The organism is Clostridium folliculivorans (genome assembly GCF_024341905.1).
Taxonomy (GTDB): domain Bacteria; phylum Bacillota; class Clostridia; order Clostridiales; family Clostridiaceae; genus Clostridium_AR; species Clostridium_AR folliculivorans.
On sequence record NZ_BQXY01000010.1, the window covers coordinates 1 to 17,699 of the forward strand.

General features: G+C 30.3%; 13 protein-coding genes, 1 tRNA gene, 2 rRNA genes and 1 riboswitch. Of the genes, 15 read left to right on the plus strand and 1 reads right to left on the minus strand.

What is annotated here, in order from left to right:
• From OCU55_RS19895 to OCU55_RS19965, 15 genes are all read left to right on the plus strand, one after another.
• Positions 1-111: ribosomal RNA gene (locus tag OCU55_RS19895) — 23S ribosomal RNA — on the plus strand; the annotation flags it as partial.
• 56 nt (positions 112-167) lie between these two features.
• Positions 168-285 (plus strand): 5S ribosomal RNA (gene rrf, locus OCU55_RS19900).
• 4 nt (positions 286-289) lie between these two features.
• A tRNA-Glu gene (locus OCU55_RS19905) sits at positions 290-364 on the plus strand.
• Positions 365-890: 526 nt separating this feature from the next.
• Positions 891-1,583 carry a DNA/RNA nuclease SfsA gene (gene sfsA, locus OCU55_RS19910; RefSeq protein ID WP_261854043.1) on the plus strand — a complete coding sequence of 231 codons (693 nt, stop codon included), beginning with the start codon at positions 891-893 and terminating at the stop codon, positions 1,581-1,583.
• A 40-nt stretch (positions 1,584-1,623) separates the two neighbouring features.
• Positions 1,624-2,115, plus strand: a complete 492-nt coding sequence (locus OCU55_RS19915) for an NAD(+) diphosphatase (protein WP_183275723.1) — start codon at positions 1,624-1,626, stop codon at positions 2,113-2,115.
• 252 nt (positions 2,116-2,367) lie between these two features.
• Entirely contained in the window at positions 2,368-3,057 is a 690-nt protein-coding gene (locus tag OCU55_RS19920; protein WP_261854044.1) for a beta/alpha barrel domain-containing protein, read from the plus strand.
• Positions 3,058-3,264: 207 nt separating this feature from the next.
• A riboswitch (Lysine riboswitch) is annotated at positions 3,265-3,467 on the plus strand.
• Between the two features lie 372 nt (positions 3,468-3,839).
• The gene (lysA, locus tag OCU55_RS19925) at positions 3,840-5,132 is read left to right on the plus strand and encodes a diaminopimelate decarboxylase (protein ID WP_261854045.1); all 1,293 of its coding nucleotides are present in this window, start codon (positions 3,840-3,842) and stop codon (positions 5,130-5,132) included.
• A 508-nt stretch (positions 5,133-5,640) separates the two neighbouring features.
• The gene (locus tag OCU55_RS19930) at positions 5,641-5,877 is read left to right on the plus strand and encodes a DUF3006 domain-containing protein (protein ID WP_261854046.1); all 237 of its coding nucleotides are present in this window, start codon (positions 5,641-5,643) and stop codon (positions 5,875-5,877) included.
• Positions 5,864-6,397: a signal peptidase I gene (gene lepB, locus OCU55_RS19935; RefSeq protein WP_261854047.1), complete on the plus strand. Its 534-nt coding sequence runs from the start codon at positions 5,864-5,866 to the stop codon at positions 6,395-6,397. The genes OCU55_RS19930 and lepB overlap by 14 nt, the downstream gene beginning before the upstream one ends.
• 138 nt (positions 6,398-6,535) lie before the next feature.
• Positions 6,536-8,524 carry an ATP-dependent zinc metalloprotease FtsH gene (gene ftsH / locus OCU55_RS19940; RefSeq protein ID WP_261854048.1) on the plus strand — a complete coding sequence of 663 codons (1,989 nt, stop codon included), beginning with the start codon at positions 6,536-6,538 and terminating at the stop codon, positions 8,522-8,524.
• Positions 8,525-8,615: 91 nt separating this feature from the next.
• Complete coding sequence (locus tag OCU55_RS19945) at positions 8,616-10,748, plus strand: HelD family protein (RefSeq protein WP_261854049.1); 2,133 nt, start codon at positions 8,616-8,618, stop codon at positions 10,746-10,748.
• Between the two features lie 345 nt (positions 10,749-11,093).
• Positions 11,094-11,927, plus strand: a complete 834-nt coding sequence (locus OCU55_RS19950; RefSeq protein ID WP_261854050.1) for an ABC transporter substrate-binding protein — start codon at positions 11,094-11,096, stop codon at positions 11,925-11,927.
• 146 nt (positions 11,928-12,073) lie between these two features.
• A complete protein-coding gene (locus OCU55_RS19955; protein WP_261854051.1) occupies positions 12,074-12,733 on the plus strand; it encodes an amino acid ABC transporter permease in 660 nt (219 codons plus the stop codon).
• Entirely contained in the window at positions 12,720-13,442 is a 723-nt protein-coding gene (locus tag OCU55_RS19960) for an amino acid ABC transporter ATP-binding protein (RefSeq protein ID WP_261854052.1), read from the plus strand. The genes OCU55_RS19955 and OCU55_RS19960 overlap by 14 nt, the downstream gene beginning before the upstream one ends.
• A gap of 796 nt (positions 13,443-14,238) precedes the next feature.
• A complete protein-coding gene (locus OCU55_RS19965; RefSeq protein WP_427847083.1) occupies positions 14,239-16,068 on the plus strand; it encodes an LTA synthase family protein in 1,830 nt (609 codons plus the stop codon).
• Between the two features lie 697 nt (positions 16,069-16,765).
• Here OCU55_RS19965 and OCU55_RS19970 read toward each other — a convergent pair.
• Positions 16,766-17,656: an IS1/IS1595 family N-terminal zinc-binding domain-containing protein gene (locus OCU55_RS19970; protein WP_261854053.1), complete on the minus strand. Its 891-nt coding sequence runs from the start codon at positions 17,654-17,656 to the stop codon at positions 16,766-16,768.
• Between the last annotated feature and the right edge of the window lie 43 nt (positions 17,657-17,699).

Below are 17,699 nucleotides of genomic sequence, written 5' to 3' on the forward strand. Positions count from 1 at the left end.
CATAGCGTAAGCTAGTAAGACCCCTCGAAGAACACGAGGTTGATAGGTCGGAGGTGTAAGCATGGTAACATGTTCAGCTGACCGATACTAATAGGTCGAGGGCTTGACCAATACAAATTATTACAAAGTAAACTTAAGTGCAATTTTGAAAGAATAATCTTTCAATATCTAGTGATGATGCGTCTAAGGGTTACACCCGTACCCATACCGAACACGAAGGTTAAGACTTAGACGGCTGATGGTACTGCATGGGCGACTGTGTGGGAGAGTAGGTGGTCGCTAGGTTCATGGCTCCTTGGTCAAGCGGTCAAGACACCACCCTTTCACGGTGGTAACAGGGGTTCGATTCCCCTAGGAGTCACCATAACTTATATAACTCGATTTACTTCCGGAGTTTATCGAGTTTATATATGTGTAGAACGTAATAGGGCTGAAGCCTATAAATGAATATATAAGGAGTTACTCTTAAGGGTAATTCCTTATTTTTGTCTATAAAAATTAGTGTTTTTTCGGAAAAAATGTAGAAAAAAGTTGTTTTTATAAAACGTATTGATTTATTCACAAAAAGCTGATTTTTATATTAGTTGTCCACATTTTTGTATACAAACCTGTGAATAAATGTGGATAAGTAGTGGGAAAACTAATATTTATTGCCATATGCCATAAAAAAATAATATAATTAGGTTAATAATTATAGTTTAGCATACTCGACTTAATAAATATGCTACAACAAAATAGTATATAAACCTACAAAAACTTACATAAAAGCAATAATTATAACCAAAGATATAAGTTTTATGGTTAAGTATTAACATTACACACACTTTATGTGGACAATATGTGTGGATAATGTGGATAACTATCTTAAATATATTATGAAGGTGATTAATATGTTAATAGAGAAACCTGTGCTAGAAGCAGTATTCGTTAAAAGACCCAATAGATTTCAAGGGTATGTAATACTAGAAGGTAAGGAAATAATGACTCACGTGCCCAATACAGGGAGATGTAAAGAAATCTTGATACCAGGAACAACGGTTATACTTAGAAAGGAAGATTCGCCAGAAAGAAAAACACAATATGATTTAATAGCTGCATACAAAGGAGAAAATCTCATAAGTATAGATTCACATATCCCAAATAAGGTAGTACAAGAGGCGCTGATAAATAAAATGATTCCTTCCTTAGCGAAATATAATATAATAATGAGAGAAAAAACTTTTGGAAATAGCAGATTTGATTTTAAACTTAGTGATGATAGTGGCTCCGAGTATTATTTAGAAGTTAAAGGGGTAACTTTAGAAAAAGATGGAGTTGCTAGCTTTCCAGATGCACCTACTGAAAGAGGTAGAAAGCATTTATTGGAACTTGTAGAGGTTAAAAGACAAGGAAAAGGAGCTGGAGTTATATTTCTTATACAACTAGATGATATAAAAGCATTTACGCCTCATGATGAAACAGATCCTGAATTTGGTGAGGCATTAAGATATGCGGCTAAAAATGGGGTTGATGTCTTTGCATATTGCTCTGAGGTTACTCCAAACAGCATAACTTTGAAAAGGGAAGTTCAAGTGATATTATAGTATATAGAATATATTGTAAGGTAATTTTAGGGGGAATGACATGAAATTCGTATATTGTCCACTTTGTGGGAAGAAGCTTGAAGAAAGACATAGTTGGGATGAGGGGGGAGTACCATATTGTTCAGAGGATGATATGATGTTTTTTGATGTGCCAAGACCTTGTATTGTTGTTGCCATTATAAAGGAGAATAAGATATTGCTACTTAAGCAAAGCTATATATATAAAAATTCAAAAGTACTTGTTTCAGGTTATATCAGCCCAGATGAAAAAGCAGAAGATGCTGTTTATAGAGAGGTAAAAGAAGAAACGGGATTAATAGTAGATAACATAAAATATTTAGGTAGTGATTATGTTAAAGGGAAAGATCTACTTATGCTTACATATATAGCACACTACAAATCAGGAGAAATTATAAAGTCTTCGGAAGTGGAATGGTTAGATTGGAGCAATATTGAAGATGCAATAGGTGAAATGACTGAAGATAAGATAGGAAAAGCAGTAGTTAGGAAGATACTTAATGAATTAAAATAATTGTATTTGTTATATTTTGAATAATATTGTCATATGAATTAAAGAAAAATTAATATAAAAAAAATGACAAGAGAAACTTGTTGTATTAAAATATAGTTAATTTTCAAATTATTTTTATTCTTTAGGAAATTGTAATAAGGCAAAATTCGTTTGTATATATATTTTAATTGTAAAAGAGTTTTTCCTTAATTTCTTTGATATTTAGAATTTATTAATTATATATTTTTATGGAAGGGAAAGGGGGATATTTAAATGATAGGAAATACAAATAAAGAGCCAAAGTATGTACCTGAGATTAAAGGAGCTCTAAGAAATCACTTAATAGAAATGCCTGCAGTTATAAGAGATGCAAGTGGAATAAAGATATTCGGCAAAAGAATAAAATCACTAGTATTTACTACTGATGTTGCAATAATAAAAAACACTAATGCTGATGCAATAATTGCAGTATATCCATTTACTCCTCAGCCTATTATTACTGAAGCTTTAATGCTTGCTGCAGACGTTCCAGTTTTTTGTGGAGTAGGAGGAGGTATAACTCAAGGAATGAGAGTTATAAATCTTGCATTGGATGCGGAATTTAAAGGTGCAATGGGAGTTGTAGTAAATGCACCTACTTCAAATGAGATTGTAAGTAAATTGAGAAATACAGTAGATATACCGATAATAGTTACTGTTGTATCTGAAAACGATGATTTTGAAGGTAGAATAGAAGCAGGTGCTAACATATTAAATGTCTCAGGTGGAAAGAATACTGCTGAGATAGTTCGTAATGTAAGAAAGAAGTTTCCAGACTTCCCTATTATAGCTACAGGTGGACCTACTACTGAAAGTATAAGAGAAACGATAATTGCAGGAGCAAACGCTATAACATATACACCTCCCAGTTCAGGTGAGATATTTAGTGAACTTATGGTTAAATACAGAAGCGACAAAGAGTAGTTATATTGACAATTTTCTCAGTTATAATTTAAAAAGCAATATTTTAAAGATGTAAAATTGTGAAATATATTCTATATTAATTAATTTGATTTTTGTATTGCATATTTATTATAATATGATAATATAATAGTTAAATTACAAATAAAATTGAATAATGTCGAGTCGTTAATAATATTAATGTATTATTCGATTCAACAGTTAAACGAAACCTAGGGTAGAGGTGCTGTTTTTAAAAGTATTTATTTGGAGCTGGCAAGTGTAGATGAATAAAGAAAGGAAAAATAGCCGAAGAAGATAGCTTGGCAAAGCTTTTTTCTGGTTATATATATAATATGTATATAACTGTCACTTTAAAGTGAGATGATTATAGTGTTATCTTTTAATTATTAAAGTGGAGAGCTACAAGGTACTAAAGATTGCGATAAAGTATTTTCAAATGTTTTTGAGATATCTTAGAATTATATCATAAGATAAAAATTCATTTCTGCAATTTCACCTTAAAGCGAATTCTACCCGTCACAGATATTTTCTGTGGCGTTTTTTATTCTTTATGAAATTATATCAAAGATAAGGTTGTGAATAAATATGTGTAGAAGGCTTCAGCAACTTTTTTACTGTATAAGATTGAGTATCAGAGAAACTGGAATGCTTTGACTAATTTTGCATATGATTGATTACATTATTTGATGTTTAGGAATATCTTAAATTAATAATGGTACTTAAATTATGCTAAAGAAAGAGTAAAAGACATTTTATTAGTTAATATTGGGGAGGTAATGTTGATGAAATTGTTTGGAAGTATGAATATTGATGAAAATGTATTATCAATCGGTGGGGTTAGAGCTACAGAGCTTGCAGAAAAATATTCTACACCACTGTATGTTTTTGATGAGAATCTTATTAGACAAAATTGTAGAGAATATTACAAGGGGCTTAATTGTGAAGGTAGAAATAATAGAGTTGCATATGCTGGAAAGGCATTTTTAACTCTTGCTATGTGCAGGATTATAAAAGATGAAAATCTATATTTAGATGTGGTGTCAGGTGGAGAACTTTTTACAGCATATAAATCGGGATTCCCGTTGGAAAAAGTATATTTCCATGGAAATAACAAGACAATTGACGAAATTGAACTAGGAATTGATCTTGGAGTAGGTACTTTTGTAGCAGATAATGAAATGGAGATAGAGCTTATCGACAAAATTGCTAGAAAGCATAATAAAAAACAACGAATTTATTTAAGAATAACTCCAGGTATAGAAGCGCATACACATGAGTATATAAAGACAGGACAGTTAGATTCAAAGTTTGGATTTGCATATATAGCAGATAATGTATTAAATGTTGTTAATAAAGTTTTATCATTACAAAATATAGAACTTTCAGGGTTACATTGTCATATAGGATCTCAAATCTTTGATATAACTCCGTATGAAGATGCAACTGAGATAATGTTAACAATTATTAAGGATATATATAATGCTACAGGATATCTTATAAAAGAGCTCGATCTTGGTGGTGGTTTTGGAATTTATTATAATTCTGATGATGAACCAAAGCCAGCAAGCGAATATTGTGCCGCAATCTTAAATAAGGCTGATCAAGTTTGTAAAGACTTAGGTCTAGATATGCCTATACTTACAATAGAACCAGGAAGATCTATAGTTGGAAATGCGGGGCTTACATTATATAAAGTTGGATCAATTAAAGAAGTGCCTTCAATAAGAAAGTATATATCTGTAGATGGTGGAATGACTGATAATATTAGACCAGCATTATATAATGCTGAATATGAATCAATAGTAGCAAATAAGGTTAACTCTCATCAGTTGGAAGACGTAACTGTAGCTGGAAAGTGCTGTGAATCTGGAGATATATTAATAAATAATATAAAATTGCCAAGAGTTGAAACTGGTGATTTGTTGGCTATAATGTCAACAGGTGCCTATGGATATTCAATGGCTAATAATTATAATAAGGTTCCTAAGGCGGCTGTTGTTATGATTAAAGATGGAGAAGATAGACTTGTTTGTAAGAGAGAAACTTATTCAGATGTAATTAGCAATGAATTATAGTTTCTATTGTGAAGGCTTAATTTATACCTATGCCTGAAGATTGAGGCTTCTTGAGAGTTTGAGCATATATAAATTAATGATTTAAGATTTTCGCAGAGTGTTGAATATATCAACACTCTGTTATTTTTAAAATTAGAGGAAAGTATTAAATTTTTATGATAGCTAAACATACTAATTTAAAGTACTTAGTATAAAATCTTAAGACAATACAGTAATAAAAATAAAACTTGTCAAACTATTTACATAGAAGGAGAAAAGGTATATCATATAATTCACCCAATTAAATTTTATACAATATATTTACAGCAAGTGGAAAAATAACCTTTAAATTATCTATCTACAATAGAAAAAAAATTTTATTATGATATACTTATATAAGGTGTATTTTTAGTTAGAGGTGAATAATTTCAATAAGAAAATTATTTTTAAAACTCTGATGGGTTCTGAGAGGAGAATATGAAACTATAAATTTAATTATGAAGTAGTTCATTGATATTGAGGAGATAATATGAAACTATCTAAAGCTTATATAATAATAGATAGAATAGAAGACAATATTGCCGTTTGTGAGGTAAATGAAGAGATTTTTAAAATTAATGTCAATAATATTGAAGGAGTACCTAAAGAAGGCGATGTATTGGTTAAAAAAGATTCCATTTATTATATAGACAGAGATTTAACAAATAAAAGGAAATCAATTGTAGAAGATTTAATGAAAGGTATGTGGAACGATGGAGAAAAGTAGTGATAGAAATCCTATGGTCAAATTTTTATTAGATTGGGTAGTACCTATTGGTGCAGCTATATTGCTTGCCATGCTTATTAATAAATTTCTTTTATACAAAGTTTCTGTTCCAACAGAATCAATGTATCCAACTATAAAAAAAGGTGATCAAATGTTTGTAACCAAGATTTATAATCCTCAAAATATAAAAAGAGGAGATATATTGGTTTTTTATTCAAATGAACTTAAAGACTTACTTATAAAAAGAGTAGTTGGGTTGCCAGGAGAAACTGTAGAGATAAAAGATAATGGGGATGTTTATATTAATGGTAAATATCTTCAGGAGGATTATGTAAAAAATCCAGATAGTAAAACAGGAAGCTTTAAGATTCCCGAAGGAAAGTATTTGATGCTAGGAGATAATAGAGCTAACTCTGCGGATGCAAGATATTGGAATAATCCATATATTGATTCTAAGGATATACAAGGAAAAGCAAGAATTAGAGTTTTTCCATTTGATAGGATTGGGCCGTTAAAATAGTTCATCTAAAGTTGGATAACTTCAAAACTAAGACTATTTTTAAAATGTAGCTGATTTATAACAAGAAGATTTAGAGATATAAATTCAATTAAAAATGGAGCCATCTATATAATATGACAAATGAAAAGAGGTGCAGATATGTTTAAGAATAATAAAAAATGGCAATATGCTATTATATACGGAATAATAGCATTAGGGTTATTATTTGCTTTTAATTATACTAAAACTGAGATGATGACAGAGAATATTACATATGATGAATTTCAAAGTATGTTAAAAGATAAAAAGGTAGATACTGTAACTATTACAAGTCAAAAGCTAACTATAATACCAAATAAACAAAGCAGTGATTATGGTAAGATACTATATACAGTGAACCTAGGAGATAAGGATCTTGTTAAGAACTTACAAGATTCAGGCGCAAAATATCAAGGAAAGCTTCCAGATGCATTCCCAATAGCTGACTTAATACTTTATTGGATTGCACCTATAATATTCTTCTTTATAATAGGCAGATTAATGTTTGGTAAGATGGATAAGAAGATGGGTGGCGGAGTGATGTCTTTTGGCAAGAACACTGCTAAGCTTTACGCAGAAGATGAGACTGGTAAAACTTTTGCAGATGTAGCTGGCCAAGAAGAAGCAAAAGAATCACTAAAAGAAATTGTAGATTTTCTACATGACCCTAAGAAATATCAAGAAATAGGAGCAAAATTACCTAAAGGAGCTCTTTTAGTGGGCCCTCCTGGAACGGGTAAGACATTGCTTGCAAAGGCAGTAGCTGGTGAAGCAAAGGTTCCGTTCTTCTCAATGTCTGGATCAGACTTTGTAGAACTTTTTGTTGGTATGGGTGCTTCAAGAGTAAGAGATTTATTTAGACAGGCTGAAGAAAAAGCTCCATGTATAATATTTATTGATGAAATTGATGCCATTGGTAAGAGCAGAGATGGAGCTATCCAAGGTAATGACGAAAGAGAACAGACTCTAAATCAGTTACTTGCTGAAATGGATGGATTTGATTCTTCTAAAGGGGTAGTAATTCTAGGGGCTACTAATAGACCAGAGATACTTGATAAGGCGTTACTAAGACCAGGAAGATTTGATAGAAGAGTTATAGTTGATAGACCAGATTTAAAAGGTAGGATATCTATACTTAAAGTTCATGCAAAAGATGTTAAAATGAGTGATAATGTAGATATGGAATCAGTAGCAAAAAGTACTCCAGGAGCAGTAGGAGCTGATCTTGCAAATATAGTTAATGAGGCTGCACTTAGTGCAGTTAAAAATAATAGAAAGTTTGTTCTTCAAGAGGATCTTGAAGAAGCAGTGGAAGTAATAATAGCTGGTAAGGAAAAGAAGGATAGAATCCTTTCTCCTAAAGAAAAAAGAATTGTTGCTTTCCATGAAGTAGGTCATGCGCTTGTAGCGGCTTTACTGAAGAATACTGATCCAGTACACAAGATTACGATAGTTCCAAGAACCATGGGAGCATTAGGTTATACTATGCAACTTCCAGATGAAGAAAAGTATTTGGTTTCTAAAGATGAGATGATAGACGAAATCACAGTTATGCTTGGTGGAAGAGCTGCAGAGGAGATTGAGTTTAACATCATATCTACAGGAGCTTCAAATGATATTGAAAGAGCTACGCAATCAGCTAGAAGCATGGTTACTATATATGGTATGACCGATAAGTTTGATATGATGGCGTTGGAATCTGTTAGTAATAGATATCTAGATGGAAGACCAGTTCAGAACTGTTCTGCTGAAACTGCAGCACAAATTGATGAAGAAACTTTGCAGATAATAAAAAGCAGCCATGAAAAAGCAAGAGAAATATTAAGAAATAATAGAGATTTATTAAATGATATTTCAAATGATCTTTTAGAGAAAGAAACTTTATCTGGAGAGGAATTTATGATATTTGTATATAATAAATATCCAGAACTAAAAGTAGAAAGAGAAAAGAAAGAAGCAGAGAAAAAAGAATTTGAAAAACTAGAGAAGGAAAGAAAGGACAAGAAGAATGATGTCCCAGTTTATTCGGATTTAGTTTTAGAATCTAGTATAAATGAGGTTACTTCAGAATTAATGGTTGATGGTAGTGATAGTACTGTTCAATCTTAATATCTATATATTGATAAGTTTGTTTTAAGATAGAGAAAAAGTTTCCAAAGGGGAACTTTTTCTTCATTAATTTAAGGGAAAGGTGATTTGAATGGAAGATAATAACTCAAGCAGGGAGAAAGAATTACAATTGCTATTTGAGGAAGAAAAGTTAAGTGAAACCTTAAAAATAGTAAATGATGAAATTTTAAATTACCTAGAAAAGCGAAAATACATATCTGAATATATAATAGATTACAGAAAAAATGTAATTGAAGAATATAGAGATGACGAAGATAAGGTTACGGAATACTTTGATCATGAAAGATTTGTTAAAGAAGAGGCATTTAAAACTATAGACAGAAAGTTAAAAGAACTTACTATATTAAAGGAAAATCCATATTTCGGGAAAGTAGGGTTTACTGAAGAGGAAGATTTATTAGAGACTCTGTATATTGGAAGATTTGGAGTTACGCAGGAAGGTAGATATGAGCCTATAATAGTAGACTGGAGAGCCCCGGTAGCAGCACTTTTTTATCATGGAAGTTTAGGTAAAGCTGTCTACAATTCACCTGTTGGGGATATACAGACAGATATAAAGGAAAGAAGACAGTTTATTATAAAAAAGGGAAAACTTCAAGGGATGTTTGACTCAGAAGTAGATGTTAAAGACGATATCTTGCAGATGGTTTTGAGTTCTAACTCAAGTGAAAAGCTTAAAGATGTAATAATGACTATTCAGGGAGAACAAGATACCATTATAAGAAGACCTAGAGAAAAGACTGTAGTTGTAAATGGTGTAGCAGGTAGTGGAAAAACTACTATAGCACTTCATAGGGTAGCATATCTTTTATATAATAACAGGAAACAACTTGGGGATAAGGTTTTGATATTAGGGCCTAATTCTATATTTATGGAATATATATCTACAGTCCTTCCTAGCCTTGGAGAAGTTGGTGTGAAGCAAGATACTATAACTAATTTTATTATAAAACAAATTTCTTTAAATGAAGAGATTATGGAATTTCCAAAGTACATGGAAAAGGTACTGTCTGGAGACAAGGAATTTATTGAAGATATTAAACTTAAGAAATCAAAAATGTTTATTAGCAAGTTAGATGAACTTATAAAAGATATAGAGCAAAGTTATTTTCAAGTAAAGCCTGTTAATTATTTTGGAGAAGAGATATTAGGCGTAGAAGAAATAAAGAACTTGTTTGAAAAAGATTATTTATATATGCCTATATTTAGAAGAAGTCAAAAAATAAAAAGAGTTATTATTTCTAAAATAAAAGATAAGCGTGATGAAAAAGTTTGGAATTTAAATAAAGAAACAGAAGAATATAAAAAGAGTCTAAAGCCTGATGATTTATTGATAGAGGAAAACAATATTGAATTCAATAGAAGAATGAAAATTAGAGAAATAATAAGAGAAGTCATGAACTCTAGAGCAGAACTAGAAGAGTGGATAGAAAATGAATCAATATTAAGTATTTATAATAAATTCAATGGATATAAAAAACTTACGTCAGATGATTTAGCGCCAATACTATATCTGATGATAAAACTTGATGGTAAGAAAGCTAAATCTGATATTAGACATATAGTTATAGATGAGGCACAAGATTATAGTGAGCTACAATTTAAGGCTATTAAGGAACTAACAGGCTGCAAGAGCATGACGATAGTTGGAGATACAAATCAAAGACTAGTAGATCTTGATCAAGAAGCAGCTATGCTAAGCATTGAAAATATTTATTTAGAAGATGACATTGAAAATTATAATCTAAATATAAGCTATAGATCTACTATGGAAATAATGAATTATGCTAATAAGTTCCTAAAAGAAGAAAAGGTTATTCCACTAGTAAGACAAGGAAAAGAAGTAAAATCAGTTGAAGTAGTATCTGAAGAGGATTTAATAGATGAAATACTTATGTCTATAGAAGATTTTAAAGATGAAGGGCTAGAAAGTATTGCAATCATAACAAGAAACTCTGAAGATATGAATAAAATATACCCAAAGGTTAGGAAATTTGCTCCTGTTATGAAGTTCCATAATGAAGATGTAATCTATAATGGAGGAACTGTTATCATTCCATCCTATTTTGCAAAAGGATTAGAATTTGATGGAGTCATCATAGTAGATTTCAACAATGAAAAAGATAAAGATGAAGATCTAATAAAGTATATAATGAGTACAAGAGCTTTGCATATGCTAAAAGATATAAATATTAAGTTATAATTATAAATATTTATTTATAATTATATAGATAAAGTAGAAATATATTAATGCATAAAGTGTTTAAAATAAACATTTTATGCATTTTTTATTTTAAATATTCCTAATAAATGAGAATTGATTTTGTATTGAAAATATATTGCTAAATGCAGAAAAATCAACGGATTTATTTAATTTGTCTGTTATTTAAACGATATCATAATTGCATATTTATAAATGTTAAAAAAATATAAAAAAATACTTGCATAAAAATGAATGTATAATGTATAATTATACTCAGTTCAAGGAATAATATTTATTTCAAAATGGTAAACTATATTATGTTTAATTATAGAAAGGGGTTTTAAAATGAAAAAAGGTATATTAAAAACAGTTTTAGCTACTGCCTTGGTTGGGATAATGGCATTTAGCGTGGTTGGATGTACAAAGAAAAATGATTCTACAGGAGCGGCTGGAACTTCTAGCGTTGTAGATAAGATTAAAAAATCAGGTAAGCTTGTATTAGCTACAAGTGCAGATTATCCTCCATATGAGTTTCACAAATCAGTTGATGGTAAGGACACAATAGTAGGTTTTGATGTTGAAATAGCAAAATCTATAGCTAAAAAGCTTGGTGTTGAACTAGAAATTAGTGATATGAAATTTGATGGATTAATAGCAGCTTTAAAAACAAATAAAGCTGATTTAGTAATTGCAGGTATGAATCCAACTGATGAAAGAAAACAAAGTGTAGATTTTTCGAACATATACTATACAGCTACTCAATATGTAGTAGTAAGAGCTGAAGATAAGGCTAAATATACATCCTTAGAATCTTTAGCTGGAAAAGCTATAGGAGTTCAAAAGGGTTCAGTACAAGAAGGTTTAGCAAAGGATCAAATAAAGGATTCACAACGTCAAGCTGTAGGAAAGATTCCTGATGTAATACTTAACTTGAAGAATAAGAAGGTTGAAGCTGCTATCGTTGAAGGTCCAGTTGCAAAGCTTTATGTATCTAAGAATAGTGATTTAGCTATAAGCGATGCTAAGTTTGATTTAAATCCAGCAGAACAAGGATCAGCAATAGCTGTTGCTAAGGGTTCAGATGATTTATTAAAGCTAATAAATGAAACTTTAGATGAATTAAAGAAAGATAATAAGATAGATCAATTAGTAATAGATGCAACTAATTCAGTAGAATAATTTATAAAAATAAAGTTTGATTTTAGTATTTTGATCAATAAGCAGTAATGGGGCTATAAAATTAAATTGGGGCTATGTAAAGATATTAATGAAGTATAGTAGGTAGGGGTGCCTGCTATATTTCATATTATTAGGAGGTAATTGGGTTGGGTTTTGCAGATATTTGGAATAAGTACCATGGCTTCTATATACAAGGAGCAGGATTAACAATAGTTCTAGCATTTTTTACTGTAATTTTTGGTACAATAATAGGACTTTTCTTGAGTCTTATGAAGTTATCAAAAAATAAGATCTTAAAGTTTATTGGATCAGCTTATATAGAAATCATAAGAGGAACACCAATACTAGTTCAATTGTACATCATATTCTATGGATTAGATTATATAGGAATACATCTCTCAGGGATTATGTCAGGTGTTATAACTCTATCTATAAATAGTGGTGCATATGTTGCAGAAATAATTAGAGCAGGAATAAATGCAGTTGATAAAGGACAAACAGAAGCATCCAGAAGTTTAGGACTTACACAAGGTGCTACAATGAGATATATAATAATACCTCAAGCTTTAAAGAATATACTACCAGCTTTAGGTAATGAATTTGTTACAATAATAAAGGAATCATCAATAGTATCTGTTATAGGAATAGCAGAACTTATGTATAAGGCGGATACAGTAAGAGGAAACACTTTTGAACCTTTTACTCCACTTATAATTGCGGCAGGTATTTATTTTGTAATGACATTTACATTATCTAAATTAGTAGCAGCATTCGAAAGGAGGCTAGGGGCAAGTGATATACGTTAATAATTTGCACAAATATTTCGGGAAAAATGAAGTTTTAAAGGGAATAACTGACCATATCCAAAAAGGAGAAGTGGTGGTTGTTATAGGACCAAGTGGTTCAGGTAAAAGTACTTTTTTAAGATGCTTAAACCTACTTGAAGAACCAACAGATGGTGAAATAATATTTGAAGGAAACAATATAACTGGTAAGAACGTTAATATCAATAAGATAAGAGAAAAGATGGGGATGGTATTTCAACAGTTTAACTTATTCCCACACAAAACAGTTTTAGAAAACATAACTCTTGCACCTATTAAAGTAAAGGGGCTTAGTAAAGCGCAGGCTGACGAAGTAGCTTTTAAGCTTCTAGATAAGGTTGGTCTTAGAGATAAAGCTACTGCATATCCAGCATCATTATCTGGTGGACAAAAGCAAAGAATTGCAATAGCAAGAGCACTTGCAATGGAACCGGATGTTATGTTGTTTGATGAGCCTACTTCAGCTTTAGACCCTGAAATGGTAGGAGAAGTTCTTAGCGTTATGAAAAGTCTTGCTTCTGAAGGAATGACAATGGTAGTTGTAACTCACGAAATGGGATTTGCAAAGGAAGTTGGAGATAGAATATTATTCATGGATGGTGGAGTTATAGTAGAACAAGGTACACCTACAGAACTATTCGATAATCCTAAAAATGCAAGAACTCAAGATTTCCTATCAAAAGTACTTTAAAATTTATGCTATATGATTAAGTGTTTTCAAATTCTCTCTTGAAATTTAAGGAGAGAATTTGAAAATATATAAACATTCTACTACGCAAAGTAAACACTTGAAAATGGATATTTAATTTGAGATTTCTAAGTTTATGAAGATTATATTAAGTATAATTGAGCAATATAAACTTAATATAAAATAGAAGTTTGAAGTTAATTATCTTGAAAGAGTTTATATCTGAGATTTAGCAAGTAATACATTGTTTTTACATTGAGTTAGATTAACTTTGCCAACCCAAATATAGGGTTTAGGTTAATTATTAATTTATAAAACTCGTTTGTTTATCTGATCAATTTATAAGTGAGTGTTGTAAAGTAATGTTGATTTAAATCCTATACTGTTTTTATATACCAACCCCAATTTAGAACACTATTCACTATTGTGAATAGTGTTCTTGTATGTATATTAAAGCTAGATTTTAATAGATAATATGGTTATGTTTATGGATATTGTTGCAGTTAATTGGTTATACAGGATATGCTATATTAATTCTTTGCGTAAGCTCATTAAGGATGAACAACTCTAAACCTAAAAGTATAAGTTTAATTATAGAGTTGTTCATCTAAAAAGCATCGAATGTTAACCAATTAATTTAAGCACCATACCTTAGAAGAGCCCCAAATATTAATAAATTGAAACAATTTCATATTTTTATAGTATATAATATTTAAATAATATATAATAATTCATGGCAACGAATAAATAAATTTTCAGCAGTTGTTTAATGAAAATGACATACATATGAGGTGATTTGATGGATGAGAAAAGTTTTTTAATGAAGACTAAAAAACTTAAAAAAGAAATGATAATTCCAGTGATTTTTGGTGTAATACTTATGTTGAAATCCATGGTTTTCTTAGCAATGCTTAGAACTCCAAATTCGTCTTCTTTGGATTTTCACAAAATGTACTTCACTCCACCACCAATGTGGGCACATATAGCTTGTGTAGTGTTGGTGATTAGTATAAGCTTTTTATTTAGATCGAAAGGCAGAATTAGATATCTTATAATACTTGATTTATTAGTTAGTATACTGTTACTAGCAGATATCTGGTACTATAGAGCAAATGGAACCTTTTTATCTATTAGACATATTTTATATCCTGAATTATTTAATCCAGTAAAAAAGAATCTATTCTTACCAGCAGCAGTTGATATATTATATTTTATAGATTTTGTATTTATTGCAGCTTTAGTAATTAAGTTTAAGAATAAGATAAAATCTGAGGAAAGATATATATTTGCGTTTGCAGCTACCTTTGCTTTTTCAATAGTAACATTAGTTTCATCCTATTATTATATAGATGTTATTGATGGCACAAAAGGGGAAAAGATGCTTTTCAAGATTGCATGGGCGCCATTTCAAACAATGTCAGATATGAGTCCACTTGGTTATCATGGATATGATATTTATAAAACAATTTATGAGAAGAATGCTGTTAAGCTCTCTAGTAATGACACTGAGAAAATAACTCAATGGTTTGAAGATAATAAAGAAAACTTACCTGACAATGAGTACAAAGGAAAATTTAATGGTAAAAATTTAATATTTGTACAAGTGGAGTCTTTGGAGAACTTTGTTATCGGACAAAAAGTTTACGGTCAAGAAATAACACCAAACTTAAATAGACTTATAAATAATAGTTTGTATTTTAATAATATTCACGAGCAAAATAATAACGGTACTAGTTCAGATGCAGATCTTATGGTAAACACCTCAATATTGCCTATAAGACAAGGAGCAACTTTCTTTAATAATCCATATACTCCATTCACTACTTTACCTAACTTAGTGAAAGAAAAGGGTTATAACACCGTATCTACTCATCCTGAAGTAGCAGGAAACTGGAACTGGACTGAAGTTCATAGAGGTTCATTAGGTTTTGATAATATCTGGGATATAAGTAAGTTTAATGTGGATGAAGTAATAGGACTTGGATTATCAGATAGATCATATTTAAGCCAAGTTGCAGATAAGTTAAAGGATATGCCAAAACCGTTTTATTCATTTATGGTTACACTTACAAGTCACGGACCTTTTGATATGCCAGATCAGTATAAAATGTTAAATTTACCACAACAATTTGACAAAACTATACTAGGATCATATTTCCAAAGTGTAAGATATACCGATGAGCAAATAGGAAATTTTATCAATAAACTAGATCAAGAAGGAATCCTAAAAGATTCTATAGTAGTTATATATGGAGATCATACAGGTGTTCATAAGTTTTACCCTGCACAGCTTAAGCAAGTTAAGCTAGAGGGAGACTGGTGGCAAAAAGATGATAAAGGAATTCCATTCATAGTATATAGCAAAGATTCAAAGGGGGAGAAGATTTCAAAAGCAGGCGGCCAGATAGATTTTCTACCAACTATATCATATTTAATCGGAATAGATAGAAATAAGTTTGATAGCAGCACTATGGGAAGAGTATTAGTAAATACTAATAGGGATGCAACCATATTAAATTATGGACAGATTATTGGAACACCTAAAGATGAAAAGGAAAAACAACATTTAGAGGATTCCCTTCAAATTAGTGATATGTTCATTAGAGGAAAATATTTAAATAATAAATAATTTAAATAATAAATGGTTTAATAATAAAAGAGGTGCTTTTGGAATATTTTATGTCCTAAGGCACCTTTTATATATGTATATTCTTTCAAAACAAGTATATCGGAATCCTCTTCAAATCATATAGTAGACTAGAAAATAGTTTTACTGATATGTTTTGATAATACACAAGCTAATATTATTCACTGCTCTATGCGTACAGTGTATTTTATATATACAATTATTTATTAAATAAATGTTGGTAAATATTGATACATGTAGATGGACAACCCTGTTATTAGCTTTATATTTTTAAGGTTTATTCTCCGAACCTAGTACAGTCTTAATGCGATTTTCCAATAGAACTGTAACTCTTAACAATTACTATAGAGTAATATTAGCTTCTTTACTATCTTATTAATTTTTCTAAAATCATATTGCATTGACTGCTTTAAAGTGTTGTTAATTGCTTCAGAGTTATATTGATCACTTTATAACCTTTTTAATGTTTTCAAAGTTTCATTAATGATTTATAGTCTTATTGGTCCTCATTAGTAGCAAAAGTTTATTTATAATTGATTCGCATTAGTAGCAAGATAGTATTTTTAAATTTGTTAAATTATAATCTAATAAATAACTAAAATTATAAAGCTGAATTATAAAACTAAATTTTTAATATAAATATTAAGATTATTCAGAGTTATATTAACTTATAATTTCTTTAAAAAAGCGAACTTGTAATTCTTATCTCATCCGTTCTTATAAATCTATTTCCTTTAAACAATCTATCATATATTAGGTCCATATAATCGATCACCTCATCCAAATTCATGATTATGAAAAAACTAAGGTATCTTTTCAGATATTTTGAGGCTACTCCATGGAAGATTGATAGCCATTTTTTCAAATTTGGCCAAAGATATTTTATTCTATACTCAGCATCTACCTTAATGGATTTATTTCTATTATGTCTTTTAGCTACTGATTTAATATATCTGTCTCCGTATGCAGCAATGTATGAATTCTCTTCTATTTTAGAATAAACTTTCTCATCGAAAGCTCTTCGATCCCACCAATGCTTAAATATTGGTTTTATAAACATAGAATCTTCTTGTCCTTTTGCACCGATAACCCAAATATCCTCTCTTGGAGTTGCTGAGGCTATTATTTCTGCATTTCTGCACCCTTTAAAGTTCTCTTTTAAAATAACCTTTCCTACATGTACCACTCCTGATAAACTACCTGGAGTTGAGTCTAGGCTTAGCGCTTGAAGTATTTTATGTCTCCAATAAAAAGCTGTCCCAATACTTATTTTTAACTTCTCTGCACAAAATTTCAAAGTTTTATTTTCGGTCATTAGTTCAGTAAATTCCATCCAAGTTCTAGTATTCTTCTTTGAATAACTCCACAATGAATTAGTTGCGCGTGAAAAAGTTTTATCACACACTTTGCATTTATATCTTTGAATTCCATTATAAAAACCATATTTAATATGCCAAGTTGATCCACAAATTGGGCAAGCTTCTACAACTCTATCTTTATAAAAATCTCTTTTTATAACATCATTAGTATGCAAATCAAACTTTTTTAATTCAACATCGTGCTGTAGCAAAAGGAACACCTCTCTAAGAAAATTTAATAATTAAGCTATCCTC